This is a genomic window from Amycolatopsis methanolica 239, from assembly GCF_000739085.1.
Lineage (GTDB): Bacteria > Actinomycetota > Actinomycetes > Mycobacteriales > Pseudonocardiaceae > Amycolatopsis_E > Amycolatopsis_E methanolica.
In genome coordinates this window covers 6,626,547-6,653,078 of record NZ_CP009110.1, presented here as the reverse complement: position 1 = coordinate 6,653,078, position 26,532 = coordinate 6,626,547, and the positions used below count along the sequence as shown (strand labels likewise).

The 26,532-nt window shown below is 71.1% G+C and carries 23 protein-coding genes, 1 tRNA gene and 2 pseudogenes; 12 read left to right on the top strand and 14 right to left on the bottom strand.

Going from position 1 to position 26,532, the window contains the following annotated elements; all coding sequences use genetic code 11:
- Nucleotides 1-2: 2 nt before the first annotated feature.
- Nucleotides 3-470, top strand: a pseudogene (locus tag AMETH_RS38435) (IS5 family transposase); the annotation flags it as partial.
- Between the two features lie 9 nt (nt 471-479).
- Here the strand turns inward: AMETH_RS38435 and AMETH_RS32530 are convergent.
- A complete protein-coding gene (locus AMETH_RS32530; RefSeq protein ID WP_017985370.1) occupies nt 480-1,535 on the bottom strand; it encodes a helix-turn-helix domain-containing protein in 1,056 nt (351 codons plus the stop codon).
- 42 nt (nt 1,536-1,577) lie between these two features.
- Nucleotides 1,578-2,540, bottom strand: a complete 963-nt coding sequence (locus tag AMETH_RS32525) for an alpha/beta hydrolase (RefSeq protein ID WP_017985369.1) — start codon at nt 2,538-2,540, stop codon at nt 1,578-1,580.
- 224 nt (nt 2,541-2,764) lie between these two features.
- Here AMETH_RS32525 and AMETH_RS32520 point away from each other — a divergent pair, with 224 nt between their 5' ends.
- A complete protein-coding gene (locus AMETH_RS32520) occupies nt 2,765-3,940 on the top strand; it encodes a serine hydrolase domain-containing protein (RefSeq protein WP_017985368.1) in 1,176 nt (391 codons plus the stop codon).
- A 413-nt stretch (nt 3,941-4,353) separates the two neighbouring features.
- Here the strand turns inward: AMETH_RS32520 and AMETH_RS42285 are convergent, their stop codons facing one another.
- Both AMETH_RS42285 and AMETH_RS32515 read right to left on the bottom strand, forming a co-directional pair.
- Nucleotides 4,354-4,683, bottom strand: a complete 330-nt coding sequence (locus AMETH_RS42285) for a hypothetical protein (RefSeq protein WP_081617630.1) — start codon at nt 4,681-4,683, stop codon at nt 4,354-4,356.
- Between the two features lie 264 nt (nt 4,684-4,947).
- Nucleotides 4,948-5,726: pseudogene (locus tag AMETH_RS32515) on the bottom strand (IS701 family transposase); the annotation flags it as partial.
- 50 nt (nt 5,727-5,776) lie between these two features.
- Here AMETH_RS32515 and AMETH_RS32510 point away from each other — a divergent pair.
- The 3 genes from AMETH_RS32510 to AMETH_RS32500 all read left to right on the top strand — a co-directional run bounded on the left by AMETH_RS32510 (nt 5,777) and on the right by AMETH_RS32500 (nt 7,472).
- Nucleotides 5,777-6,052: a hypothetical protein gene (locus AMETH_RS32510; RefSeq protein WP_156131761.1), complete on the top strand. Its 276-nt coding sequence runs from the start codon at nt 5,777-5,779 to the stop codon at nt 6,050-6,052.
- 59 nt (nt 6,053-6,111) lie between these two features.
- Nucleotides 6,112-6,921 (top strand): PrsW family intramembrane metalloprotease, encoded by an 810-nt coding sequence (locus AMETH_RS32505; RefSeq protein WP_017985364.1) that lies wholly within the window; start codon nt 6,112-6,114, stop codon nt 6,919-6,921.
- A gap of 113 nt (nt 6,922-7,034) precedes the next feature.
- A complete protein-coding gene (locus tag AMETH_RS32500) occupies nt 7,035-7,472 on the top strand; it encodes an ester cyclase (protein ID WP_017985363.1) in 438 nt (145 codons plus the stop codon).
- A gap of 108 nt (nt 7,473-7,580) precedes the next feature.
- Here AMETH_RS32500 and AMETH_RS32495 read toward each other — a convergent pair whose 3' ends face one another.
- The 3 genes from AMETH_RS32495 to AMETH_RS32485 all read right to left on the bottom strand — a co-directional run bounded on the left by AMETH_RS32495 (nt 7,581) and on the right by AMETH_RS32485 (nt 11,098).
- The gene (locus tag AMETH_RS32495) at nt 7,581-8,438 is read right to left on the bottom strand and encodes an endonuclease/exonuclease/phosphatase family protein (RefSeq protein ID WP_017985362.1); all 858 of its coding nucleotides are present in this window, start codon (nt 8,436-8,438) and stop codon (nt 7,581-7,583) included.
- Between the two features lie 126 nt (nt 8,439-8,564).
- Nucleotides 8,565-9,860, bottom strand: coding sequence for an MFS transporter (locus AMETH_RS32490; RefSeq protein ID WP_017985361.1), 1,296 nt, complete (start codon nt 9,858-9,860; stop codon nt 8,565-8,567).
- A gap of 119 nt (nt 9,861-9,979) precedes the next feature.
- Nucleotides 9,980-11,098: a PucR family transcriptional regulator gene (locus tag AMETH_RS32485; RefSeq protein WP_017985360.1), complete on the bottom strand. Its 1,119-nt coding sequence runs from the start codon at nt 11,096-11,098 to the stop codon at nt 9,980-9,982.
- 108 nt (nt 11,099-11,206) lie between these two features.
- Between AMETH_RS32485 and AMETH_RS32480 the strand changes: the two genes are divergently transcribed.
- On the top strand, nt 11,207-11,983 hold the full coding sequence (locus AMETH_RS32480) for an SDR family NAD(P)-dependent oxidoreductase (protein WP_017985359.1): 777 nt from the start codon (nt 11,207-11,209) through the stop codon (nt 11,981-11,983).
- A gap of 1 nt (nt 11,984) precedes the next feature.
- On the opposite strand, the gene AMETH_RS32475 is transcribed toward AMETH_RS32480, so the two are convergent.
- From AMETH_RS32475 to selD, 3 genes are read right to left on the bottom strand one after another with little or no spacing between them, the layout of a single operon-like run.
- The gene (locus AMETH_RS32475) at nt 11,985-12,389 is read right to left on the bottom strand and encodes a CoA-binding protein (protein WP_017985358.1); all 405 of its coding nucleotides are present in this window, start codon (nt 12,387-12,389) and stop codon (nt 11,985-11,987) included.
- A 27-nt stretch (nt 12,390-12,416) separates the two neighbouring features.
- Nucleotides 12,417-14,564 carry a P-loop NTPase fold protein gene (locus AMETH_RS32470; RefSeq protein ID WP_017985357.1) on the bottom strand — a complete coding sequence of 716 codons (2,148 nt, stop codon included), beginning with the start codon at nt 14,562-14,564 and terminating at the stop codon, nt 12,417-12,419.
- A 15-nt stretch (nt 14,565-14,579) separates the two neighbouring features.
- Nucleotides 14,580-15,572, bottom strand: coding sequence for a selenide, water dikinase SelD (gene selD, locus AMETH_RS32465; RefSeq protein ID WP_017985356.1), 993 nt, complete (start codon nt 15,570-15,572; stop codon nt 14,580-14,582).
- A gap of 66 nt (nt 15,573-15,638) precedes the next feature.
- Between selD and AMETH_RS32460 the strand changes: the two genes are divergently transcribed.
- The 4 genes from AMETH_RS32460 (at nt 15,639) to AMETH_RS32445 (ending at nt 19,269) form a co-directional block, all read left to right on the top strand.
- A tRNA-Sec gene (locus AMETH_RS32460) sits at nt 15,639-15,733 on the top strand.
- A gap of 18 nt (nt 15,734-15,751) precedes the next feature.
- Nucleotides 15,752-17,032, top strand: coding sequence for an L-seryl-tRNA(Sec) selenium transferase (gene selA / locus AMETH_RS32455; protein ID WP_026153572.1), 1,281 nt, complete (start codon nt 15,752-15,754; stop codon nt 17,030-17,032).
- Nucleotides 17,020-18,717 carry a SelB domain-containing protein gene (locus AMETH_RS32450; protein WP_017985354.1) on the top strand — a complete coding sequence of 566 codons (1,698 nt, stop codon included), beginning with the start codon at nt 17,020-17,022 and terminating at the stop codon, nt 18,715-18,717. The genes selA and AMETH_RS32450 overlap by 13 nt, the downstream gene beginning before the upstream one ends.
- A 72-nt stretch (nt 18,718-18,789) precedes the next feature.
- The gene (locus AMETH_RS32445; RefSeq protein ID WP_017985353.1) at nt 18,790-19,269 is read left to right on the top strand and encodes a hypothetical protein; all 480 of its coding nucleotides are present in this window, start codon (nt 18,790-18,792) and stop codon (nt 19,267-19,269) included.
- A 4-nt stretch (nt 19,270-19,273) separates the two neighbouring features.
- Here AMETH_RS32445 and AMETH_RS32440 read toward each other — a convergent pair whose 3' ends face one another.
- The 4 genes from AMETH_RS32440 to ilvD all read right to left on the bottom strand — a co-directional run bounded on the left by AMETH_RS32440 (nt 19,274) and on the right by ilvD (nt 23,408).
- Complete coding sequence (locus AMETH_RS32440) at nt 19,274-20,137, bottom strand: TIGR03564 family F420-dependent LLM class oxidoreductase (RefSeq protein ID WP_223842994.1); 864 nt, start codon at nt 20,135-20,137, stop codon at nt 19,274-19,276.
- Nucleotides 20,138-20,148: 11 nt separating this feature from the next.
- Nucleotides 20,149-20,802, bottom strand: coding sequence for a TetR/AcrR family transcriptional regulator (locus tag AMETH_RS32435; protein ID WP_017985352.1), 654 nt, complete (start codon nt 20,800-20,802; stop codon nt 20,149-20,151).
- A gap of 302 nt (nt 20,803-21,104) precedes the next feature.
- Nucleotides 21,105-21,521 carry a hypothetical protein gene (locus AMETH_RS32430; RefSeq protein WP_026153571.1) on the bottom strand — a complete coding sequence of 139 codons (417 nt, stop codon included), beginning with the start codon at nt 21,519-21,521 and terminating at the stop codon, nt 21,105-21,107.
- A 219-nt stretch (nt 21,522-21,740) separates the two neighbouring features.
- Complete coding sequence (ilvD, locus tag AMETH_RS32425; RefSeq protein ID WP_051079567.1) at nt 21,741-23,408, bottom strand: dihydroxy-acid dehydratase; 1,668 nt, start codon at nt 23,406-23,408, stop codon at nt 21,741-21,743.
- 76 nt (nt 23,409-23,484) lie between these two features.
- Between ilvD and boxC the strand changes: the two genes are divergently transcribed.
- Both boxC and boxB read left to right on the top strand, forming a co-directional pair.
- Nucleotides 23,485-25,101, top strand: a complete 1,617-nt coding sequence (gene boxC, locus AMETH_RS32420; protein WP_017985349.1) for a 2,3-epoxybenzoyl-CoA dihydrolase — start codon at nt 23,485-23,487, stop codon at nt 25,099-25,101.
- Nucleotide 25,102: 1 nt separating this feature from the next.
- Nucleotides 25,103-26,521 carry a benzoyl-CoA 2,3-epoxidase subunit BoxB gene (gene boxB, locus AMETH_RS32415; protein WP_017985348.1) on the top strand — a complete coding sequence of 473 codons (1,419 nt, stop codon included), beginning with the start codon at nt 25,103-25,105 and terminating at the stop codon, nt 26,519-26,521.
- Nucleotides 26,522-26,532: the final 11 nt, after the last annotated feature.

Here is a 26,532-nt window from a genome sequence, read left to right as displayed (position 1 = left end):
CCGAAAAAGGGGGCGAACGGACCGGCCCGAGCCCGGTCGACCGCGGCAAACCCGGCTCGAAGATCCACGCTCTGTCCGACCGAGCCGGCCTACCCCTGACTGTCGGTATCTCCGCGGCTAACACCCACGACAGCTACGCGCTCAAGCCCCTGGTCAACGCGCTGCCGGCGATCCGCTCCCGGCGCGGACCCCGGCGACGGAAACCGATCAAGCCGCACGCGGACAAGGCCTACGACATTCCCGCGCTGCGCGACTGGCTCCGCCGGCACGGGATCATCCCGCGCATCGCCCGCAAAGGGCATCGAATCCGGCAACAAGCCCGGCAAACACCGGTGGGTCATCGAACGGACGATCGCCTGGCCGACCGGCTACCGGCGCCTGACTACCCGCCACGAACACAAACCCAGCCACTTCCTGGCTTCCTCACCCTCGGCGCCGCCATCACCCGCTACAAGAAACTCGCCAAATGAGACACGCTCTTAGTCGCCTCCGCTCCGGCCTCCGGTTGGTGGGGGCAGGTCGAGGACGCGGGAGTTCCGGAGTCGCCAGCAGAGGTAGGCGGTACCGAGGCGGCTTCGACCGAGGCCGTCAAGAGGGTCGAAACCGATGATCTCGGTAATGGTGTCGACGCGGGTTTGGAGCGTGCTGTGATGCACTCCGGCCAGTCGCGCCGCCTGGCGCACGGACCCGGCCTGGATCAGTACGTCGACGGTGGCCGGTCCCCACGGGTGAGCCATGACCGAGTCGAGTGCGTCGAGGTCGGGAACTGCGGCGCGGTCGGGCAGGTCGGCGAGCAGGCCGATGAGTGCGCCGTAGGTGTCGGCGGTGACGACCGGGGTGTGTGGCGGCAGGCACAGGCGTAGCGCGACGATGGCGGTGCGGAAAGACCGGTCCAGCTTGTCCACGCCGGTCGGCAGGCCAATTCCGCATGGGCTCGCGTCGACGGGGTCGTGGCTTTCGGGGACGACGAGGGCGTGGATCGAGCCGTAGGGTGTGGCGACGACGTCTTCGACGCAGGTGGGATGAGAATGCCACACGGCGAACAGCGGGGCAGCCAGGACGCGGTAGCGGCCAGTAAGGCTGAGGTTGAGGCGGGACGCGACGGTGTGCCGGTCTGCGATCGGAGCCTCGGTATCGAGGAGCAGTCCGAGTTCGCGGCGGTGGTCGGAGTCCCGGCGGCCGTGTCCATGCCGCAACCGCAGCGCCAGGAGGAGGCGTTCGAGGATAATGGCGTCGTTGACGTGCTGCGCGCCGTCGCGTTCCAGCCACGCGGTGACTCCGCCTTCGCAGACCGAGGATCCTGCTGCAGGAGAGAACGGACCAGGCACGATGGCGCCCTTGGTGGTGACCCGCATCGCGCGGGGCGGAAGCTGCTGGCTGAAGCCGGCGTTGCAGCCGGCCAGTGAAGCTGCGGCGGAGAGCAGGGCACGCGTGTTGACGTTGCCGACGATGAGTTCGTCGAAGCAGGCGATGACCCGCAGGCTGAGGCTGGCCCGGGGGTCCAGGGCCGAGATCCGTCCGAGCAGCTCCTGCAAGGTTCACCATCCGGTCGGTCACATCGTTGCGGTGTTCACGGTCTAGTCGACGAGGATCTTCTCGACCCAGGCGTTGCGGGTGCGGATCATGCCCTGGGCCAGGACCGTGTGGGGAGCGAAGATGTCGAAGGCGTGGAAACCACCGGGCCACACGTGCAGTTCCGCGTCGCCGCCAGCGTTCCAAATCGCGTCGGCGTAGGCGATCGCTTCATCGCGGAAGATCTCGGCGGAACCGACGTCGATGAAGGCCGGGGGCAGACCACGCAGATCGGTGGCGCGCGCCGGAGCAGCGTAGGGCGAAACGTCGGCACCGCCTCGCGCGTCGCCGAGAAGCGCGGTCCATCCCGTCTCGTTGCTGACCCGGTCCCACACACCGATCCCGTCGAACTGGTGGGTGGAGCGGGTCAGGCCGCGATCGTCGAGCATGGGGTAGTCCAGAACCTGTCCGCACAGGTGCGGCCCGCCGCGGTCGCGCGCTGCGAGCGCGAGCCCGGCGGCCAAACCACCTCCCGAGCTGGCCCCGGCGACGAACAGACGATCCGGCCGGACGCCGAGGTGCTCGGCTGACGCGGCGACCCATTCGGCGGCGGCATAGCAATCCTCGCGCGGGACCGGGTCGGGGAACTCGGGGGCCAGCCGGTACTCGACCGCGACGAGCACCGTACCGAGTTGGTCGACCCAATCGAGAACGAGATCGGCGCCGCTGAAGCGGTCGCCGAAGATCAGGCCGCCGGAATGGAGAAAGAGCACGCACGGCCGCGGCCCGTTCGCCTGAGCAGGGGTCAACACGGACACCTCGATCGCGTCACCATGATGTCCGGCGATCACCTCGTCGCGGCGGACGATGCCACGTCGCCGGAGCGTGTCGGCTATTGGCGGCGAGGCGTAGGACTTGCGCATGAACGCGATCAAGTCCGGTGTGATCGTCGGCGGGAAGACACCTCCCACGATGGCCAGTCCCGCTTTCAGCTCGGGATCGAACCCAGGCCTCGCAGTGGTGGTCATGGCCAGCCTTTCCGGTCGTGCGGGGAACTGCACGGTAGCCCCGCCGGGGGATGGTGGGGAAGCATCGTTCACCCTGTTGGCGGCCGATTCGGAGCGGATCCGACATCTGGCGGGCAGAACCCGCCAACCTGCGACCAAACGCCGGTGGTGGCGTGTGAGGGCGGTGACCAAGATGGGCGGCTCATCAGGCACAGCGAGGTGCCACGGACCAACGGAGGTCAGCGATGGGCAAAGCCATCGACGGGAACTCGATCGACAAGGTGCTGCGAGACGCGGTCAAATCCGGCAAGGTGCCGCACGTCGCGGCGATCGCCGCCGACCGTGACGGCAACCTTTACGAGGGCAGCGCCGGAGTCCGGATCGCGGGTGAGAGCGACGACCCGGTTACCACATCCACCCAGTTCCGGGTCATGTCGATGACCAAGATGATCTGCACTGCCGCGGCGCTGCAACAGGTCGAGAGCGGCACGCTGGACCTGGACGCCCCGGTCGACACCTACTGCCCCGAGTTCGCCGACATCCAGGTGCTGGAAGGCTGGGATGGCGACACCCCGAAGCTGCGTGCACCGGCCCGCCGGGCCACGGTCAAGCAGCTGCTGACCCACACCTCGGGGCTGGGCTACTGGTTCTGGAACGCTGACCTGGTCAAGTACGAACAGGTCACGGGCGTGCCCAACGTGGTTCCGGGCTCGGCCGAGGCGTTCAAGGCGCCGCTGGTTGCCGATCCGGGAACGACGTACGTGTACGGCATCAACACCGACTGGCTAGGCAAGGTGCTCGAAGCGGTCGCGGGCACCACCCTCGACGTCGTGATCAGGAACAGCATCACCGGACCGCTGGGCATGACGGACACGATGTTCAAGCTCGACGACGGCCGGAAGAACAACTGCGTCACCGTCCACGTCAAGGGCGAGGACGGGGCGTGGGCCTCAGCGGGAAACATTCTCAACCCGGAGCCGGACTGGTGGGCCGGCGGGCACGGCCTGTTCTCCACGCCGCGCGACTACATCCGCTTCGAACGCGCCCTGCTGCGCGGCGGCGAACTCGACGGCGAGCGCATCCTGCGCGAAGACACCGTGGACGCCGCGTTCCGCAACCAGATCGGCGACCTGGACTTCCCCGCCGAGATTCCCACAGCCGATCCGCCGATCACCGATACGCTGCGGGTGGGCCCGGGCTGGAAATGGGGCTACGGCCTGTTGCTCAACACCGTCGACCAGCCCGGCCGCCGTAAAGCGGGCACCGGGGCGTGGGCGGGGCTGTTCAACACGCACTTCTTCATAGACCGCACCACTGGCATCTGCGCCTCGATCTACACCAACTCGCTGCCCTTCATCAGCGAACACGAGGCATGGCAGACCTACATCGACTTCGAAACCGCGCTCTACGCCGCACTCTGAAACCCGAAGCGTGGGTCCCCGCCCCACGGGCACCAGCCTGGCGGGGACCCACGTCAACCCGATCACGCAGAGCCACCCCCTTCGACGCGGACCAAGCAGGCCCCGTCAAATACATCCCTGTTTGCGTAGTCGCCGATGAAATCCAATCCTGGTCGGCGACGAGGGGCTGCTCGGACAAGCCGACACCGACGTTCGCCACGCCGAGGATCGCAATGGATGCATACGCTCCCACGCGGAAGAGAAGAACCGCCGCTGGGGCGTAGCCGTCGATGAGTCCGTCACTGTGCCGATTGGAACAGCCACACCAAGAATCCGGCCCGCTCCCACCCCAGCGTCGGGTCAGTCCTCGACGCTGGCTTCGCCTGTCTTTGCGAGCAGCGTATTTCGCAGCGGTTCCGTCACATCGACGGTCTCTACAGGGACCTCAACCACGTCAGGCCGTTGGCCTCGCGCTCGAAGGCGAACGACCGTGAGATCGACCCGCGGTGCGCGTCAACATCGACGGTCCACACATGCCCGCCAGGCCCGACGAGTCGACCCGGCAGCGCGGCGTTGTAGCCGGTCGCAGCACCAGCTTCCAGAACACGGTGGCCAGGTTGTGGAGCGAGCTGTTCGAGCCGGGTCGCCACGATCGACGGGGCGGAGATGCCGGAGAGCGTCTGGCCGTCGTCAGGGGCGTCTTTGACGGTGCCCTCGCCGTAGGGACCGCACAACCACCGGCAAGCGCCTCGCCTGGGTCGCATTCACGATCGGCAGCGCCGCCACCCTCTCATCGCGTCGGCCAGTGGGTACTCGCCGATGCGATCCAGCCTCGCGAGGGCGCGACGACCAGTACTGCAGCGGCAGTTAGGTGAGTGGGTAGCCGCGGCGTTTGTAGTGGCTGAGGCGGGCTTGGTGTTGTCGTCGGCGGCGGAAGTGTGACCAGGACCAGATGTGGTCGGCGGTGTCGACGGCACGCAGGACGAGTTTGATGAGCAGGCGCCGGATCTCCGGTAACGTGAAGTCGATCATGCCCGGTTCACCGGCGTTGGTTCCCCTTTTGCGGCAAGGGATCGGGAGACCGCGAGCCAGGCGTGGGCGAGCATGGACAGCGTGATGTGGGCGTACCATGCTCGCCAGGATCGGACCTGGTAGTGGTCGAGTCCGGCTTCGTTTTTGGCTTGCTGGAAGCACTCCTCGATCCGCCACCGCGCCCCGGCGATCCAGGCCAGATCCAGCAGCGTCGAGCGGCGAGGTCCATAGCAAACGTAGTAGGCGATCCCGGCTGGGTCGGTGAGCTTGCGGCGGGCCAGCGGCCAGTGTCCCCGCCCAGGCTGCCAGCCGAGCCGGATCGGCACCCGCGCCCCGTCGTACTCCCGTGGCCCGTGCGCTCCGGCGCCGACCGATAGACGCCGCCAGGACCGGGCGGGAAGCTCTGCGATCAGCTCATCGGCCCGGGCTTCTCGACCACCGGTGGTGACCAAGGTGTCGTTGACCTTGGTGGCTAGGACGTGCGCGGCATCGTGGGCTTCCAGCCACAACCGCGAGTACTTGACCTGCCCGTATGCCTCATCGGCAGTGATCCACGCGAACGGCACCTCTGCCTCGAACGCCCGGGCCAGCATCACCATCGCCTGGCATGGCCTGGTCTGGAATTCGGTGCCTTCCGGGATCCTCGCCCGCCGGCAACGATCTTCATCGGCGTCCACGGCCCGGGCAGATACAACTCCCGGTCGATCAGTGCATGACCGCGAGTACCGGCGTAGGCGCCGCCAGCGCGACGGTCATCAAGGTGACCACCGCGCCCTTCCGGATGAATCCCCAGAACGAAGCGTTCCACCGGCCGAGGACGTCCGGATGAGGCGTGACAGCGCCTGGGACTGCGCGGCATGCGGAAAGCGCGGCATGCGGAAAGCCACGAAGCGAGATGCCTCTTGCCTGTTTCATTCGCACGGCGAAATCCGCGAATTCTCCCTGCGTACGCCGTGCACTTCGCTGGACCGTCAATCCGGGCGGCTGGAGAAGCTCCACGGCAACGGTGACATCACGCCGCTGGCGGCCTTGCTGATCCAGATGGGCGAAGCCGTCCTGGACGCGCTGGCCGAGGTGGCCGTTCACCTGCCTCGAGCCTGACCGGGTAACGCCGCCTCGCGTCGGGCCGATTTCTGGTCACCGGCCTGAGCGGAGGTGCCATGCGGACGCGGACCGCGACATGGAAGGTGACCTGGCGGTGGGCGTGGGGGCTCGTGCTCGTCGTGGGGCTCGGGTTGTTCGAGCTCGTCCGGCGGGTTGTGCTGGCCACCGAGAACCCCAACCTGGTGCCCTCCCTGATCCTGCTCGGCGCGGTCGTCGGGCCGGCCACCTTCGTCGTCTTCGTGTGGGGGCGCCGGCTCTCCTTCGGGGTCGATCCGGTTCTCGTCGGGCTCGTCGCGGTGGTCGGGGGCGTCGTCGGGGTCGTCACGGCCGGCGCGCTGGAGTACGACGTCCTCAAGGACCTCGGTCCGTTCCAGATGGCCGGGGTCGGCGTCATCGAGGAGACCGCGAAGCTCATCGCGCCCGCCGTGGTCCTCCTGGTCGTCCGCGATCGTCGCGCGGCGACCGGGCTCCTGCTCGGCGTCGCGTCCGGGGCGGGCTTCGCGGCGCTCGAAACGATGGGCTACGCCCTCGTCGCGTTCCTCCAGTCCCAGGGCGACATCAACGCCGTCGACCAGACGCTGCTGATCCGCGGCGTGCTCAGCCCGGCCACCCACATGGCGTGGACCGGGCTGACCGCCGCCGCGTTGTGGGCCGCCGTCCGGCACCGCGGACGGTCCCGCTGGATGGGCCGCTTCGCCGCGACGTTCGTCGTCGCCGTGGCGCTGCACGCCGCGTGGGACGGCATCGGCGCGACGCTCAGCTACATCGTGCTCGCCGCCCTCAGCCTCGGCCTCCTCGCGCTGGCCGTGCACCGCATCGGCCACCACCGCTCGCCCTACGGCCGCCGCGTCGGCGCCGCGCGATAAAGAGCCCTAAGCCTCTGTCCGCGCCGCGCGCGCCGGGTGTCGACTGCGGATCGCGGCCGCGGCAGTAGTCAGCGGGCGCCGCCCGCCCAGGCGCGGCCGGAAGGAGGCACCTCATGACTTCCGACGAGCGGCGCGAACGGTTGCGCCGGGTGCTGGACCTGATGTGGAACCAGGGCGAACTCGACGCCTGCGAAGAGCTGTGCGCGCCGCACTGCACGTTCCACGACCCCAGCTTCGAGGTGGACGGCGTCGCCGGGTTCCAGCGCCAGGTCGGCGACCTGCGCACCGCCAACCCGGACCTGCACATGGACATCCACGACGTGCTCGTGGACGGCGACCTGTGCGCGGTGCGGTTCACGATGGGCGGCACGTCGCGGGCGGAGTTCCGCGGCCTGCCCGCGACCGGCAAGACGTACGTGATGACCGGCATGATGTGCGCCAAGTGGGCCGACGACCGGATCGTGGAGATGTGGGTCAACTACGACATGCTCGGCGCGTTGCAGCAGCTGGGAATCATCTCGGAGATGGCGCCACGCGAGACGGCCGGCTGAGCGCCGCAACGCCTCGGCCCAGTTCGGCGAGGCGCAGGTGGGCGGCCTGCGCCTCGCTCATCCCGAGTGCGAGCGCCTGCCGGTACGCGGCCCGCCCGCCGGCGGATTTCAGAGCAGCCGCACCAGCGCCTGCACCGGCACGTGGTCGGACGGGTAGCGGCCGTCCACGCGGAACGTGTTGATCGCCGCCGCCAGCACCGACACCCGCGGGTTCGCCAGCACCCAGTCGATGCGGTTCGCGCCGAGCACCGGGTCGCGGTAGTTCGGGAACGTGCCCCACTCCGGCGTGAGCTGCTTCGCGGCCGTGCGCCAGGTGTCGGACAGGCCACCCTCGGTCAGCGTCCGGTACGACACCGAGTCGGCCGGGGTGTTGAAGTCGCCGGTCAGCACCACCGGCAGGGCCGGGTCGAAGCCGGCGATCCGGTCGCGCACCAGTGCCGCGCCGCGCTGCCGCGCGTTTTCCGACTGGTGGTCGAAGTGCGTGTTGACGTGCACGAACTCCTTGCCGGTGCGGGCATCGCGGAAGCGCACCCAGGTCACCATGCGGACGACGTTGTTGCCCCACGACTTCGACCCGATCACGTACGGTGTGTCCGACAGCCAGAAGTGGTCGAAGTCGAGCGGCTCGACCCGGCGCGTGTCGTAGTAGATCGCCATGAACTCGCCGCGCCCGCCGCCCTCGCGGCCGAGGCCGATCCACTCGTAGTGCTTGGGCAGGTCGGCCGCGATCTCCTTGACCTGGTGGTACAGGCCCTCCTGGATGCCCAGCACGGTGGGCTGCTCGATCTCCAGGAACCGCGCGAGCACCGGCCGCCGGTCGGTCCACGAGTCCGGTGTGCCCGGCGCGGCCTTCGTGTCCAGGCGGATGTTGAACGTGGTCACGTGCAGCGTGTCGCCGGCGGCGCGGCCGATCACCGCGCCGTCCCTGGGCTGGGCCTGCGCCCCGCTCGCGGTCATCAACGTCACCGCACCCGCGCCGCCGAGGCCGAGCGCACCCCTTCGAGTGATGTCAGACATGTGCGCACTTTGTCCGTTCCGCGTGTGGCGGTGCCGACCGTCAGGCGACGCCCGGGCGAACAACGCGCGTCGATCTCACTCGAGTTCGTTGCCCCGGGTCTCACGCAGGAACCAGACGCACACCGCGCAAATCACCGCTATCCCGGCGACGTACCCGGAAACCGGCAGGGACGAACCCGTCGCGGCGATGAGTTGCGTCGCCAGGATCGGGCTCACGCCACCGCCGATCACGCCGCTGGCGTTGTACGCGATCGACGCGCCGGTGTAGCGGTAGCGGGTCGCGAACAGCTCCGGCAGGAACGCGCCCATCGGCGCGAACAACGCCGCGAACGCGATCATCCCGACGGCCATCGCGAGCGCGATCAGCACCGGGTTGCCCGTGTTGACCAGGGCGAACAACGGGAACGCCCAGACCACCGCGAGCACCGCGGCGCCGAGGCAGACCCGGCGGCGGCCGATCCGGTCCGACCACGTCGCGAGCAGCGGGGTCGCGAGGCCCATCACGAGCGCGCTGATCATGGCGCAGATCAGCAGCATGTTCTTGTCCAGCTCCAGCACCGTGGTGCCGTAGGACAGCGAGAACGTGGTGATCGTGTAGAAGAGCGTGTGCGCCAGGATGAACGCGCACGTGCTGAGGAACAGGGTCTTCGGCTGCCGCCGCAGGACCTCGACGATCGGCACCTTCGCCTTGTCGTGCTCGGCCATCGCGCGCTCGAACACCGGCGTCTCGGCGATCTTCATCCGGATGTAGTAGCCGATGACGATCAGCAGCGAGCTGGCAAGGAACGGGATCCGCCAGCCCCAGTCGTCGAACGACTCCTGCGACATCGTGCGGCCCAGCACCAGGAACGCGGCGCCCGCGATGATGAACCCGATCGCGGGCCCCATCTGCGGGAAGCTCGACCACAGGCCGCGCCGGTTGCGTGGCGCGTACTCGGTGGCCAGCAGCACCGCGCCGCCCCACTCGCCGCCGAGCCCGAAGCCCTGCAGGAACCGGCACAGCACGAGCAGGATCGGCGCGCCGATGCCGATCGCGCTGTAGGTGGGCAGCGCGCCGATCGCGACCGTGCCGGTGCCCATGACCAGCAGCGATGCGACGAGCATCGCCTTGCGCCCGATCCGGTCGCCGAAGTGCCCGAACACGACCGCGCCGACGGGCCGCGCGATGAACCCGACCCCGAAGGTCGCGAACGCGGCCAGCGTGCCGGCGAGCGGGGAGAACGTGGGGAAGAACTGGTGCCCGAACACCAGCGCCGCGGCCGTGCCGTAGAGGTAGAAGTCGTAGAACTCGATGGCCGTGCCGATGAAACTGGCGATCGCGATCCGCGAGGCCGACACCGGGGCGGCGGACGTCTGCGCGGCGGTACTCATCGGCTGCTCCTTCGGGGCCGGTTGATCCGGTGGGAGTATCTGCGCAACTCCGGCGGGTGACGACCTACGGTGGTCGGGTTTTGCCGGCCGCGATTCCTCATCCTGTCGAAACGCGCAGGTCAGTCGCGCACCAGGGGGAGCAGTTTCAGGCCGAGGTGCAGGGTGAGCCGGTGCTCGCCGTCGGCGAGGTCGAGTCCGGTGATCTCCTCGATCCGGTGCAGCCGGTAGTACAGCGACGTGCGGTGGATGTGCAGCGCGGCGGCGGTGTCCAGGCTCGATCCGGCGTGGTCGAGGTAGGCGGCGAGGGTTTCCACGAGCCGTCCGCCCGGGTCCTTGGCGACCAGCGCGAGCAGCGGTTCGGGCAGGTGCGCCCTGGCCGGTGCCGGGACGCGCAGGAGGAGGCCGTAGGCGCCGAGGTCGTCCCAGTGGGCGATGCCGTCGAAGCGGGGCAGCGTCGCGGCGGCCCGGACGGCGACGGCGGCTCGGTCCCGGGCGATCCACGCCTGTCCGTCGGCGGACGTGCCGATGCCGGCGACGCAGCGGGCGCCCGCGCCGAGGACGTCCTCGGCCTGCTTCACGATCGCCGCGGCGTCTGCGGCGCCGAGCAGCACGCCCTGCCGTCCGCGCACGTAGAACGACGGTTCGCGGCCGCGCGTGGCGGCCGCCAGCGACGTCCGCAGCGCCACCTCGATCCGCGCGGATTCGCCCGAGAGGACCTCGGCGATCAGGACCGTGGAGGTGTCGGGGAAGTCGTGCGTGACCGCGCGCTCGGCCGGGTCCGCGCTGAGCAGGCGTCGCAGGGTCTCCTCGCGGGCCGCGCGTTCCGAGTCGGCCACCAGGAAGTCCCGGTAGAGCAGGGCGGCCATGGGCTCGGCGGCGGCCTTGACCGCGTCCAGGTCGGCGGCGGTGAGGGTGCCGTCCGGGTCGATCACCATCAGCAGGCCGAGGAGCGTGCCGCGCCAGCGCAGCGGCATGCTGACGCGGGCGAGCATGTCCAGGTCGGGCCGGGGCGGGATGACGCCGGGGCCGGTCCAGCGGGTCACGCCCTGGGCGAGGATGTGGCCGATCGCCTCGCTGCCAGCGCTGCGCTGCAGCATCGTCCGCACTCGCACGGCGTCCTCGTCGCCGAAGTGCCTGCTCGCGCACAGCAGCCGGACCGACGGGTCGTTGATCGCCACCGACCGGCCGAGGTCCTCCGCGAGCGCGTCGACCCTCCGCTGCAGTTCGCTCCCGACCATGGACCCATGATCCACCAGGCCGTTCCTCCGGTTTTCGGAACGGCCGCCGCGTGGTCTTCGACGTCCGTCGGTTCCGGCCCGGGCGTTGGTGTGCCGATACTGCGGGGCATGGGGAGACTGGCCGGCAAGGTGGCGCTCGTCTTCGGCGCGGGTTCCAGCGGTGACGGGATGAGCAACGGCAAGGCGGCCGCGCTCGCCTTCGCCCGGGAGGGGGCACGGGTCGCGGCGATCGACATCCGGGCCTCGGAAGCGGCGCGCACGGCCGCGGAGATCGCGGCGGCGGGCGGTGAAGCGGTGGCGCTGACCGCGGACGTCACGGACGAAGCGCAGGTCGCCGCGGCGGTCGAGGCCGCGTCCGAGCTCGGGCCGCCGTCAGTGCTGCACAACAACGTCGGCGCGACGCGGGTCGGGGACCTGGCGGACCTGTCACTGGCGGAGTGGGACGCCGCGCTGGCGGTGAACCTGCGGCCGGTGTTCCTGACCTGCAAGCACGTGGTGCCGCGGATGCTCGCGGCAGGCGGCGGCGCGATCGTGAACGTGTCGTCGATCGCCGCGATCCGCGACACCGGTTACGTCTACCCGGCCTACAGCGCGGCGAAGGCGGCGGTGAACCAGCTGACGGTCTCGCTGGCGCTGCGGTACGCGGCCGCCGGGATCCGGGTCAACGCGATCCTGCCCGGGCTGATCGAGACGCCCCTGGTCACGCGCGGCATCGCGGCCGACCCCGGTGAGCTGGCGCGGCGGCACGCGGCCAGCCCGACGGGGCGGATGGGCAGCCCGTGGGACGTGGCCGCGGCCGCGGTGTTCCTGGCCTCGGACGAGGCGGCCTACGTCAACGGCGTCTGCCTGCCGGTCGACGGCGGGCTGACCGCGCGCTGCGCCTGACTCACTTCCGGATCCGGGCGAGGGCGCGCACGACCGCGATGCAGCGGTCCTCGACGTAGTTCAGCCCGCCGGACTCGGCGATGCGCCGGGCCTCCGCCGAGACGATGCCCTGCTGCAGCCACAGCGTTTTCGCCCCGATCGCGACGGCCTGTTCCGCCACCTCCGGCGCCTCGCGCGCGGGCCGGAAGACGTCGACGATGTCCACCGGCTCGGGGATGTCGGCGAGGCTCCGGTAGACCTTCTCGCCGAGGAGCTGGTCGGCGGAGGGGTGCACCGGGATCACCCGGAATCCGGCGGCCTGCATCGCGGCCGGAACCGAGTGCGCGGCCTTCGCCGGGTCGCGGCTCAGGCCCACCACGGCGATGGTGTTCGCGGCTTTCAGGACTTCTTCGGCAAGGTCGGCCATATCCGGGAAACCGTTGCCGGACAGGCGCTATTCCACCGCGAGCCCGCGGGCGGCGCGGAAGGACGCGGTCAGGTCCATCGACACCCGCGGGTCGAACGCCATCTGCTGCCGGGCCAGCGCGAGCAGCTGTGGCTCGCCGCCGGGCACGCGGTACAGCCGGTCGCGGGTGAGGTCGTCGGTGAACACCTCCAGGATCGTCGCGCTGAACAGCAGGTACGCGGCGGCCTGCGTGCGCAGCGCGGCGAGCCCGTCGCCCGCATCGATCTTCGCCGCCAGCGCGCGCAGCTCCCCGGGCCCGCGCACAGTCGGGATCGCCACCAGGTCCGCGATGAGGCCGGACCGCTCCGGCGAGGGTTCGATGCCGCGCGCGGCCCCGGTGAAGGCGTGCGCCTTGCGGTCCAGCTCGCGCCGGACCAGCACCTCGACGACGGCGCTCAGCGGCTGCCCGGCAGGCACGTCGAGCAGTTCGACGACCGTGCGCCGCAGGTCGCGGGGCAGGCCACCGGACAGGCAGTGGCACAGGCAGACGAACTGCTCCGGCAGCCCGAGGACGCGGCGGCTGATCCAGTTCCGCGTGTCGTCCGGGGTGAAGTTGTCCAGCCGCACCATCTCGGAGAAGGCGCTGTCGAACGCGTCGCGTGCGGGGATGCCGCGGCGCTCGAAGGAGACGATCGCGTCGTCCGACACCGACACCAGGAACAGGCATCCGGGCACGTCGAAGACGCCCTTGATGTCGTTGATCAGCTCCTGCGCCTTCTCCGGCTCGGCGATCTTGTCCAGCTCGTCGATCGCGATGACCACCCGCTCGGTCACGCCGGTGGCCCGCAGCACCTCCGCCGCGTGTTCGGCGAAGGCGCGGAACTCGTCGACGACCTCGGGGTAGCTGAGCTGCTGTTCCGCGCTCTGCGTGGAGCGGGTCCAGCCGGCCTCGCTCTTCATCGGCAGGGTGAGCTTGCCGGACCAGCCGGTGGTGTAGGTCTGCAGGAACCGGATGCGGCGCAGCTGCTGCCCGGCGACCGCGCGCAGCTCACGCAGGCGCGGGTCGGCCGGCCGCACCGGGCGCAGCCCGCGCACCGCCCGCCAGGCGAACGCGCCGAGGTCGGTGACGACGGTCAGCGCGACGAGCCCGGCGAGCACCAGCACGGCGATCCGCCAGCCGGTCAGGTCGCGGAACAGCGGCGGCGGATCGGTGACGAACTCCAGTGGCGGCCGTCCCCACGCCCACGCGCCGAGCAGCACCGGCACCGCGATCGCGACGAGGTGGGCGAGCAGGGAACGGACCACGTGCGCGGCCCGTTCGCGTCGCCGGACCGGCGCCGCCAGGCGTGCGAAGGTCGCCCACCGCTGTGGCTGCCCGGCGCCGTGGGTGCGGGTGATGACCTCCTTGCACAGCAGGGCGTGCAGGTAGAGGACGAAGTCGCGGGCGTCGTAGCGGGCGGGCGCGGACGCGACCACCGCGAGCGGCGGCCGGTCCGGGTCGCCGAGCACCCCGCCCGCGACGAACCGGATCGCGGTGGTCTTGCCGACGCCCCGGTGCCCGGCGAGCGCGATCGCCCCGGTCTCCGACCGCGCGACGGCGGTGCGCAACCGCTCCCCGGCGCCCGTGATGACCGGCGTCGCGCTGGGGGATTCGCGGTAGAGGCCGTCCACCGCGCGGTAGGTGAACTCGGTGCTGTCCGGCGGAGTCCGCTTCTCCTCGACGTAGCGGACCAGCGCCGGCCACACGATCTGCTCGACCGCGTACACCCGCCACAGGTCCTCGACGGGCAACGCGCCGACGCGGCGGAACAGCCCCCGCAGCGGCGCGATCCAGCGGTACCCGATGCGGCAGGCGATCGCGAGCACGGCGAGGTACGCGGCCACCGCGAACGCGGCGAACCCCCACGGCAGCTGGGGCCACGCCCGGACCAGCAGCAGGTGGTAGCCGAACACGACGGCGAAGGCGGCGGCGAGGCGGAGGTCGACGAGCCGGTGCTCGGGCAGCCTCGACGTGATCACGCCTTCGAAGGCGGGGTCGCGCAGGAAGGTGGCGCGGCCGGTGGTCAGCCGTTCGCGCAGTTCCGGGTCCGCGGACAACGTCTCGTGCGCCTCGCGCAGCGGGATCCGCTCCTCGGCGAGCAGGCCGCGCGCGTCGTCACCGAACAGGACGCCCGCGATCAGCTCGTCGTCCCCCACGGCGATCAGGTTAGATCAGCGCACCACCACGACGTGCTCCCCTCGCGGGACGAACTCGCCGATCACCGGGGCGCCGGGGATTTCGCCTGCCAGCAGGAGGCCGCCCGAGGTCTGGGCGTCGGCCAGGAGCAGGGCCTCGTCCTCGGCCACCGCGGACAGGTCGGTGTGCGGCCGCACCCAGTCCAGGTTGCGTCGCGTGCCGCCGCTGACGTGGCCCGCCGCCAGTGCCGCCCGTGCGCCCTCCACATAGGACACCGCGGCGGCGTCCACGACGGCGGTCACCCCGCTGGCGCGCGCCATCTTGTACAGGTGCCCGAGCAGGCCGAAACCGGTCACGTCGGTGGCCGCGGTGATGCCGGCGTCCAGCGCGGCCCTGGCGGCCGGGGCGTTCAGCGTGGTCATCACCTCGATCGCCTCCGGAAAGCGCTCGCCGGTCGCCTTGTGCCGCGAGTTCAGCACCCCGATGCCCAGCGGCTTGGTCAGCGACAACGCCATCCCGGGCCGGGCGGAATCGTTGCGCAGCAGGCGATCCGGATAGCCGATACCGGTCACCGCGAGCCCGTACTTCGGCTCCGGGTCGTCGACGCTGTGCCCGCCCGCCAGGTGGCACCCGGCGTCGGCGCAGATGTCCGCCCCGCCGCGCAGCGCCTCCGCAGCCAGCTCGAACGGCAGCACGTCCCGCGGCCAGCCAAGCAGGTTCACCGCCACGACCGGGCGGCCACCCATCGCGTAGACGTCGGACAACGCGTTGGCCGCCGCGATGCGCCCCCAGTCGTAGGCGTCGTCCACAACGGGCGTGAAGAAGTCGGTGGTGGCGATCAACGCGAGCCCGTCGGAGATCCGCACCGCGGCCGCGTCGTCGCCGTCGTCAAGGCCGACCAGCAGTTCGCCTGCCGGATCGGTCGGCTGCCTGCCGACCAGTCCGCGCACCACGTCCTCCAGCGCGCCCGGCGGGATCTTGCACGCGCACCCGCCGCCGTGCGCGTACTGCGTCAGTCGATGGCCCATGCCCTCATCGTGCCGTATTCGCGCTGCGCGAGCCGCATGAAGTTGCGATCATGGGGTGTCCCCCGAGGAGGCGTATCCGGTCTGGTGACCGGCGCGGTCTTCAAAACCGTTGGGCGGCAGCCGCTGTCGCCGGCGGGTTCGATTCCCGTCCGCCTCCGCCACCCAGGGAGGAGCGAGGAGTGACAGACCCCCGTCGCCGCGTGCCGCGGACCGACGTGCTGCTCGCGCACCCGCGCCTGGCCGAGGCGGAGCGCGTGCTCGGCCGCGCCCTGGTCAAGGCCGCGGTCGTGGCGGCGCAGGACCGGGCGCGCGCCGGGGAGATCGAGCCGGAGCAGGTCGCCGAGCAGGCCATCGCGGCGCTGCCGTCGTCCGCGACCACGCTGCGGCCGGTGGTGAACGCGACCGGGGTCGTCGTGCACACCAACCTCGGCCGGGCCCCGTTGTCGCAGGCCGCGCTGGACGCCGTGGCCACCGCGGGGCGCAGCACCGACGTCGAGTTCGACCTCGCCACCGGCCGCCGGGCCCGCCGCGGCCGGGGCGCGCTGGCCGCGCTCGCCGAGGCGGTGCCGGCCGCGGGCGGGGTGCACGTGGTGAACAACAACGCCGCGGCGCTGCTCCTGGTCGCGCTCGTGCTGGCGCCCGGCAAGGAGATCGTGATCAGCCGCGGCGAGCTGGTCGAGATCGGCGACGGGTTCCGCATCCCGGAGCTGCTGGCGTCCACCGGCGCGCGGCTGCGCGAGGTCGGCACCACGAACCGGACCAGCCTGCGCGACTACTCCGCGGCGCTCGGCCCGGACACCGGTTTCGTGCTGAAGGTGCACCCGTCGAACTTCCGGGTCACCGGCTTCACGGCGGAGGCGTCCGTGCGCGAACTCGCGACGCTGGACGCGCCGCTGGTCGTCGACATCGGGTCCGGGCTGCTGGCGCCGCACCCGGTCCTGCCGGACGAGCCGGACACGGCCACGGCCCTGCGCGACGGCGCCGATCTGGTGACCGCGAGCGGCGACAAGCTGCTCGGCGGCCCGCAGGCCGGGCTGCTGCTGGGCTCGGCCGAGCTGGTGGACCGGCTGCGCAGGCACCCCGCCGCCCGCGCGCTGCGGGTCGACAAACTGACACTCGCCGCGCTGGAGGCGACCCTGCGCGGGCCCGAACCGCCGGTCGCGCGGGCCCTCGTCGCCGATCCGGTGGAACTGCGCCGCCGGGCGGACGCGCTGGCCGAGCGGATTCCCGGCGCGAGCGTGGTGTCATGCCGTTCGGCCGTCGGTGGTGGCGGCGCGCCCGGCGTGGAGCTGCCCTCGGTGGCGGTGAGCCTGCCGGAGTCGTTAGCGGAGCCGCTGCGCACCGGGACGCCGTCCGTGGTGGGCCGGGTCGAGCACGGCCGGTGCCTGCTGGACCTGCGCACGGTCGGTCCGGACGAAGACGAACTGCTGCTCGCGGCGGTGCACGCGTGTACGTCGTAGCGACCGCGGGCCACGTCGATCACGGCAAGTCGACGCTGGTCGAGCGGCTCACCGGCACCTGGCCCGACCGGCTGGCGGAGGAGCAGCGCCGCGGGCTGACGATCGAGCTGGGGTTCGCCTGGACGGAGATCGACGGGCGGCGGCTCGCGTTCGTGGACGTGCCGGGGCACGAGCGGTTCGTGCCGAACATGCTCGCCGGGGTCGGCCCGGTGCCCGCCGTGGTGTTCGTCGTCGCCGCGGACGAGGGGTGGATGCCGCAGTCGGCGGAGCACCTGGCGGCGCTCGACGCGCTCGGCGTCCGGCACGCGCTGCTCGTGGTGACCAAGGCCGACCTCGCCGATCCCTGGCCTGCGACGGCGGAAGCGCTTTCCCAGCTGGCGGTACTCGGGAGCTGCGACGCGGTGGCGATCGGGCGCGGCGCGGACCTGGCGCCGGTGCGCCGGGCGCTGTGCGCGCTCGTCGACCGGCTGCCCGGCCCGGATCCGGCGGCGGACGTGCGGCTGTGGGTGGACCGGGCGTTCACGGTGCGCGGCGCGGGCACGGTGGTGACCGGGACGCTCGCCGGCGGCACCCTGCGCGCCGGGGACGAGCTGGAGCTGGCCGGGGAGCGGGTGAGCGTGCGCGGGCTGCAGTCGCTCGGCGCGGCGGAGACCGAGGTGACCGCGGTGGCGCGGGTCGCGGTGAACCTGCGCGGGGTGGACCGCGACCGGGTGCGGCGCGGGGACGCGCTGCTGACGCCCGGGGCGTGGGTGCACACCTCGGAGGTGGACGTCGCGGTGCGCGCGCAGGGGGAGCTGCACCGGGAGCTGGTGCTGCACCTCGGCGCGGCGGCGGTCCCGGTGCACGTCCGTCCATTGGGGACGGACGCGGCGCGCCTGCGGTTGCGGGAACCGTTGCCGCTGCGCATCGGGGATGCCGGGCTGCTGCGGGACCCCGGCGAGCACCGGATCGCGGCCGGGGTCACGGTGCTGGACGTGCGGCCGCCGCCGCTGCGGCGTCGTGGCGCGGCGCGTGCGCGGGCGGCCGAGCTGGCAGCCGGGCGGGTGGCGCCGCCGCCGATCGCCCGCGCGAGCGAGCTGCGGGCGATGGGATTTCCCTTGACGGGCAAGCGGATCGGCGAGTGGATCGTGGACGACGCGGCCATCGCGCGGGCGCGCGAGGAGGCGCTGTCGCGGTTCGACGAGTGGTCATCTCGTAACCCCGTCGCGGCCGGGATGCCGGTGGAGGCGCTGCGCCAGGCAACCGGCCTGCCCACGGCCGAGCTGGTGCCGGCCGCGCTGGAGGGCACCGGATTGGTGATCGCCGACGGCCTCGTGCGGCGGCCGGGCGCGGGGTTGCCCGCGCCGGTGCTGTCCGCGCTGGCGCGGCTGGACGAGCGGTTCCGGTCGCAGCCGTTCCGCGCGCCCGAGGCCGACGACCTCGCCGAGCTGGGGCTGAGCACGCGGGAACTGGCGGCGGCGGTGCGGGCCGGGCGGCTGACCCGGATCGCCGACGGGGTGTTCCTCGGCCCGGACGCGGTTCCGCGGGCCGCCGAGGTGCTGGGGACGCTGCCGCAGCCGTTCACGGTCAGCGAGGCCCGGCGAGCGCTGGACACGACGCGCCGGGTCGCGGTGCCGTTGCTGGAGCTGCTCGACGCCCGCGCGATCACCGCCCGCACCCCGGATTCGCGGCGTCACCTGCGCTGAGCTGCCACGACACGCGGGTTTCGCTCGGAAGCGTGACGGGTACTCGACTCACGGTGAGGAGAGGAGCTCGTCATGGACACGAACGCCTATGTGGCCTTCCTCGTGATAGGCGCGCTGATCGTCCTGGTCGACGGTCAGTTCGTCTACCACAGCGGGAAGCGGTACCTGGCGAACGGGCAGGGCGAATCGGAATCGGGGGCGTCCATGGCCCGGCTGGTCGCGGTGCTGTTCCACATCGCGACGCTGGGCGTGCTCGCGCTCATCTCGACGATCGACTTCCCCGGCGGCACCACGCCAACGGCGATCGTGGGACGCATCGGCGTGTTCCTGCTGGTGCTGGCGCTGGCCCACGGCATCACCATCGCGGTGCTGTCGCGTCAGCGCGAGGAACAGGTCGTCGAGCAGATCAACACGCGGATGAACGCCCCGCGCCCGGCGGACCACTCGCTCAATGACCCGGTCGTCTCGCCGGTGCCCGGTCAGGAGGGCCGCGACCCGCGGGTCAGCCCCAGCATCGAGAGCGACACGCCGTACACGACGGACCGGTACTAGGAGTTCAGGCTCCGCAACAGGTCCAGCGTCCGACCCTGCTCCGCCGGTGACCCGACGAGGGCGGCGGCGAACTCGGTGGCTCCGGCGTCCAGCTGACGCCGGAGTTCCCGTTCGACCACGCCCTCGTTACCGGCGACGACGACCTCCGCGATCTCCCGCACCCCCTCCCGGTCGAGGACCGCGCGGTACGCGGGCAGCGTCCGGGCGATCCCGTGTACCCCCGCGTGACCCACGCGCGGATCCCGTCCGGGTCGTCGGTCACCGCCACCACCACGCCCGCAACCACGCGTGGTTCGGCCCGCCCGGCCGCGGCCTTCCTGATCTTCGGGACGATGTGCTCGCCGAGCGTGCGCGGCCCGGCCCAGGTGGTGATCGTCCCGTCCGCCAGCTCGCCGGCGACGCGCAACGTCCGGTCCCCGAGCGCGGACACCAGCAGCGCGGGCGGCGTCGCCCCGGCCACTTCCACCCGCGCTCGCGCTGTCAGCGTTTCCCCTTGGTGGGCAACGGTTTCCCCGCTCAGCAGCGGCCCGAGTGCGCTCAGGTACTCGCGCAGGTGCCTGGCCGGCCGGTCGTAGGGGAGGCCGTACTGGCCTTCCACCATGACCGGGTGGCTGAGCCCGACGCCGAGGCTGAGCCGGTTGCCGGTGGCCGACTGCGTGCTCAACGCGCGCGTGGCCAGGGTGATCGGGTGCTGCGGCCAGGTCGGCACGATCGCGGTGCCGAGTTCGATGCCGGGCACCTCCCGCCCGGCGACGGCCAGCGCGGTCAGCGGGTCCCAGCCGAACCGCTGGCCCAGCCACAGCGCGGGCAGACCGGAGCGGGCCGCCGTGACGATGTCGTCGATGGTCTTGCCCGTGTCGTCGACCATCAGGCCGATCCTCATGGGTTTCCCCCGTCGTAGAAGGTGCGGTGCTCGTTCCCGATTTCGGTGAGCAACTCGGCTGCCCGGGGCGCGAGCTCGGCCAGCAGCGCCGGGTCCGGTTCGCCCGCCGGTTCGAAGGCACCTCGTACGGTCGCGGCGAGCAGGTCCGCGGCGCCGGGGTGCGGCGGGAACAGGGAGAAGCCTTCGAGCGTGGCGTGCCAGGCGTAGCGGAGGTCGTCGAACGGCAGGTCGTCGCGGACCAGGCCGTGCTCGGTGAGCAGCCGGAAGTAGCCGGCGAGAGCCTCGTCGTGCCGGGACTCCGCCCGTTCGCGGGCGAGCTTGCCGAGCACGCTCGGATCGGCGCGCGTGAGCGCCCGCAGGAGGGGGCGGCGGTTGACCGACTCGAAGTTCACGCGGGTCAGCTCGTGCAGCAGGACCGTGCGCGGATCCGCGCGGACGGCGGCGACGAGTTCGTCGGAGGCCGCGGCCAGCTCGCGCCGGAACACCGAGTGGAACAGGTCCTGCCGCGACTTCCAGTGCAGGTAGACGGTGCCCTTGCCGACGCCGGCCCGCTCGGCCACGTCGTCGACTGTCACCTTCTGGTAGCCCCAGCGCAGCAGCAGGTCGGCCGCTACGTCGAGGATGCGTTCCGCCCGCTCCCGGCGATCCATGCGGCTACCTCATGACTGATTTCGAAATTCAGTCAGCAGTCACGATGGTACGGACGAGCAGGGCGGTTGAACCGTTCGGCCAGTTCGGCCCGCCCGGCCGCGGCCAGTCGCGGGGCGTCTGCAGCAGGGACAGCAGGCGGAGACGCCCGCGTGCGCGAGATTGAACGCCCATCCGCAGTCCACCACCGAGATCGACGGCAGAACGTCCACTTCTTGCACGGGTGCAGGATATCCGGCAGTTCTTCGGCTCCCTCCAGGAGCAGACGGGGCCGGACCGCGTGTCAGCGGTCCGGCCGCGGTCGTCAGGCGTAGAGCGTCGGCGAGTACAGGCGTGCGTCGTTGCCCACGCCGTCGACCCCGAAGCGGATCGTGCTGTCCTCGCGGAAGTCCTTGTCGCACACGCCCCAGTGGCCCGAGCCGAGGTTGTTCCGGCACGTGCCCTGGCGGTAGGGCGCCCCGTTCAGGTTGTTGTACCAGCGGACCTCGGCCGCTTGTCCGTTCGCCTTCGTGTCGCGGACGTAGAACAGGTCGCCGTAGGGCTGGTAGCAGCCCTCCACTCCGCTGTCCGTCACGCAGTCGTACCAGTAGTTGCCGCTCGGCCCGCTGGAGGCCGTCGCGATGTTGTAGTCCGAAGCCGCGGCCGTTCCCGGGACGAGCAACGCGAGGACCGCGCCGATCGAGGTGGCCAGGGCGACGAACAACGAACGTCGTGCACGCATGCGGGAACTCCTTCGCCAGGAATGGGCGCACTGTGTGCCGCCCCCAGTGGCGGAGGACAGTATTGGATTGTTGAACGATTCGGCAATACTACGTCCAGGCGTGCTGCTCGCTTCCGTCCGGGCGAGCTGGTCCACGTCGTGCCAAAAACCCCGGCCGCATCCCGACGGCGGCGGCCGCATCACCGCCGGCCGCGGAACCAACCTCACTGAACAACCCGTCTAGGAACAGACGGCTCCCCGCGCGGCGGAACCGACCAGGCGGGCGTACTTAGCCAGCACGCCGGTGCGGCGCGGCGGCGGGGGCGCTTCCCAGCCGGACCGGCGTTCGGCCATCTCCTCCTCGGAAATCCCGACGTCAAGCGTTCGCGTCTCCATGTCGAGCACGATCGGGTCGCCGTCGCGGACGAACGCGATCGGGCCGCCGTGCGCGGCCTCCGGGGCGACGTGTCCGATGCACAGCCCGGTGGTGCCGCCGGAGAACCGGCCGTCGGTGAGCAGCAGGACGTCCTTGCCCAGCCCGGCGCCCTTGATCGCGCCCGTCACGGCGAGCATCTCGCGCATCCCGGGTCCGCCGCGCGGCCCCTCGTACCGGATCACGACCACGTCGCCGGGCTGCAGCGTCGGCAGCGCGTCCATCGCGGCCTGCTCGCCGTCGAACACCCGCGCCGTCCCCTCGAACCGCGACGAGTCGAACCCGGCGCTCTTCACCACCGCGCCCTCCGGTGCGAGGCTGCCGTGCAGGATCGTGAGCCCGCCGGTCGGGTGGATCGGGTTCGACAGCTTCCGCACGACCTCGCCGTCCAGCTCCGGCGGCGCCAGCTCGGCCAGGTTCTCGGCCAGCGTCTTGCCCGTCACGGTGAGGCAGTCGCCGTGCAGCAGACCCGCGTCCAGCAGGGCCTTCATCACCACCGGCACCCCGCCGACGCGGTCGACCGCGGTCATCACGTGCCGTCCGAACGGCTTCACGTCGGCCAGGTGTGGCACCCGGTCACCGATGCGGGTGAAGTCGTCCAGTGTCAGCCCGACCTCGGCCTCGTGGGCGATGGCCAGCAGGTGCAGCACCGCGTTGGTGGACCCGCCCAGCGCCATCACGACGGCGATCGCGTTCTCGAACGCCTCGCGCGTGAGCACGTCCCGGGCGGTGATCCCGGCGCCGAGCATCCCGACGATCGCCTCACCGCTCTCCCGCGCGAACCGGTCGCGCCGCCGGTCCACCGATGGCGGGCTCGCCGAGCCGGGTAGCGACATTCCCAGCGCCTCGGCCGCGCACGCCATCGTGTTCGCCGTGTACATCCCGCCGCACGCGCCCTCGCCGGGGCAGATGGCGCGTTCGATCTTGTCGACCTCCTCGCGGGAGATCAGCCCGCGGGCACACGCGCCGACCGCCTCGAACGCGTCGATGATCGTCACCTCGCGGCCGTCCACACTGCCCGGCAGGATCGACCCGGCGTAGAGGAACACCGCCGCGACGTCCAGCCGCGCGGCGGCCATCAGCATCCCGGGCAGGCTCTTGTCGCACCCGGCCAGCAGCACCGCGCCGTCCAGGCGCTCGGCCTCCATCACCGTTTCCACCGAGTCGGCGATGATCTCCCGCGACACCAGCGAGAAGTGCATGCCCTCGTGGCCCATCGAGATGCCGTCGGACACCGAGATCGTGCCGAACTCCATCGGGTAACCGCCGCCGGCGTGCACTCCCTGCTTGCTCGCCTGCGCCAGCCGTTGCAGGGAGAGGTTGCACGGTGTTATCTCGTTCCATGACGAGGCGATGCCGATCTGCGGTTTGGCGAAGTCCTCGTCGCCCATTCCGACCGCGCGCAGCATGCCACGCGCCGCCGCGCGTTCGAGCCCGTCCGTCACGTCCCGCGACCGGGGTTTGAGGTCAGCCATGCTGAGCACGATAGGCCCGAGATCCACTCTCTACACAACGTTGACGACCGAGAACAAGTTGTAGAGAATCGATGCCATGACGACGGTGTCATTCGATCGGCATCCGGATTCCTACCGGCACTGGCGGCTCCGGATCGAGCCGCCGCTGGCGTGGCTGGAGATGGACGTCGACGAGCAGGGCGGTCTGGTCCCGGGTTACGAGCTGAAGCTCAACTCCTACGACCTGGGCGTGGACATCGAGCTCTACGACGCCGTCCAGCGGCTGCGGTTCGAGCACCCCGAGGTGCGCGCGGTGATCCTGACCAGCGCCAAGGACAAGGTGTTCTGCGCCGGCGCCAACATCCGCATGCTGGCCGGCTCCCCGCACGAGTGGAAGGTGAACTTCTGCAAGTTCACCAACGAGACCCGCAACGGCATCGAGGACGCCACCGAGAACTCCGGCCAGATCTACCTCGCCGCGGTCAACGGCAGCTGCGCCGGCGGCGGCTACGAAATCGCCCTGGCCTGCGAGAAGATCCTGCTGGTCGACGACAACTCCTCGACCGTCGCGCTGCCCGAGGTGCCGCTGCTCGGCGTGCTGCCCGGCACCGGCGGGCTCACCCGCGTGACCGACAAGCGCCGCGTCCGCAAGGACCGCGCCGACGTGTTCGTCACCCGCCCGGACGGCGTGAAGGGCCGCACCGCTGTCGACTGGCGGCTGGTCGACGAGCTGGTTCCGCGCCAGGAGTTCCGCGCGGTCGTCGAGCAGCGGGCCCGCGAACTCGCCGCCCGCAGCAACCGGCCGGAGAACGCGCAGGGCATCGTGCTCGAACCGCTCCAGCGCACCGAGGACGACGACCGCATCGCCTACCCGAACACCACCGCCGAGCTGGACCGCGCCGCCGGCGTCGTCACGATCACCGTCCGCGGACCGCGAGCAGACGGCTGGCTGCTGGCGATGACCCGTGAGCTGGACGACCTCATCCTGCGCCTGCGCACCAACGAACCCGAGCTGGGCACCTGGGTCTTCCGCACCGAGGGCGACCCGGACGCCGTGCTCGCCGCCGAACGGGAAGTGCTCACCGGTTCCGACTGGCTGTCCAACGAGGTCCTGCACTACTACAAGCGCACGCTGAAACGGCTCGACGTCACCAGCCGCAGTCTCATCGCGCTGATCGAACCGGGCGGCTGCTTCGCCGGGGTGCTGCTGGAGCTGGCGCTGGCGTGCGACCGCCAGTACATGCTGGACGGGCCGCCGATCGACGACGAGGACAGCGACGAACGCGCGGCCATCGTGTTGTCCGACGCGAACTTCGGCGCGTTCCCGATGGGCAACGGCCTGTCCCGCCTGGAATCCCGGTTCTACGGTGAGCACGACCACCTGGACTGGCTCAAGCGCGAACGCGACCGGCGGCTGTCCGCGGGCGAGGCCGTCGAGCTGGGGCTGGTCACCGAGGCCCCGGACGACATCGACTGGGAGGACGAGATCCGGATCGTGCTGGAGGGCCGCGCCGCGCTGTCGCCGGACGCGCTCACCGGCATGGAGGCCAACCACCGGTTCGTCGGGCCGGAAACCATCGAGACCAAGATCTTCGGCCGCCTGACGGCCTGGCAGAACTGGATCTTCACGAGACCGAACGCCTCCGGGCCGGAGGGCGCGCTGCGCCGCTACGGCACCGGCCAGAAGGCTTCCTTCGACCGCAAGCGGGTGTGAGATGCCGACCAGGATCGACTACGACGCCAAGATCCCGAACAACGTCGAACTGTCCGACAACCGGAGGCTGCAGCGGGCGCTGGAGGGCTGGCAGCCGAAGTTCATGCACTGGTGGGCCGAGATGGGCCCGGCGCTGGAAACCCAGGGCGTGTACCTGCGCACGGCGGTCAGCGTCGGCCGCGACGGCTGGGCGCACTTCGACCACGTCGTGCCACAGGACTACCGCTGGGGCATCTTCCTCTCCGAACGCGACCCGGACCGCCGGATCGCGTTCGGCGAGCACCGCGGCGAGCCCGCGTGGCAGCAGGTGCCCGGCGAGTACCGCGCCGACCTGCAGCGGCTGATCGTCATCCAGGGCGATACCGAGCCGGCCTCCGTGGAGCAGCAGAAACTCCTCGGCCTGACCGCGCCCAGCCTCTACGACCTGCGCAACCTCTTCCAGGTCAACGTGGAGGAGGGCCGTCACCTGTGGGCGATGGTCTACCTGCTGCACGCCTACTTCGGCAAGGAGGGCCGCGAGGAGGCGGAGGCGCTGCTCCACCGCAACTCGGGCAGCCCGGACACGCCCCGCATCCTCGGCGCGTTCAACGAGGAGACCGCGGACTGGCTCGCGTTCTACATGTTCACCTACTTCACGGACCGCGACGGCAAGTACCAGCTGGGCACGCTGAAGGAGTCCGCGTTCGACCCGCTGTCGCGCACCTGCGAGTTCATGCTCAAGGAGGAGGCGCACCACATGTTCGTCGGCACCACCGGTGTCGACCGCGTGGTGACGCGCAGCGCCGAGCTGATCCGCGAACACGACACGATGGACATCGCCGCGCACGGCGGCATCCCGCTGGACATCATCCAGCGCTACCTGAACTTCCACTACACCGTCTCGCTCGACCTGTTCGGCAGCGAGACGTCGACGAACGCGGCCAACTACTACACCGCCGGGCTCAAGGGCCGCTGGATGGAGACCCGCCGCAAGGACGACCACCAGCTGACCGAAGACGCGGCGCTGCTGGAGAAACCGCAGGACGACGGCACCTGGACCGCCGAGGAGATGCAGAAGATCCTGCTGCTCAACCTCGACCTGCGCGGTGAGTACATCGCCGACTGCTCCTCCGGGGTCAAGCGGTGGAACAAGATCCTCGCCGACGCGGGCATCGACTTCCGGTTCCGCCTGCCGCACCCTGGTTTCAACCGGAAAGTCGGCATAAACTCCGGCCACCACATCACGCCGGACGGGACGATCGTGGACGAAGCGACCTGGGAGCGCAGCCGCAAGCATTGGCTGCCGACCGACGAGGACCTGGCGTTCGTCCGCTCGCTCATGCACCCGGTGTACGAACGGGGCAAGATCGCGAGCTGGGTCGCCCCGCCGCGACAGGGCATCAACGGGAAGCCGTTCGACTACGAGTACGTGTACCTGTAAAAAACCTGCGG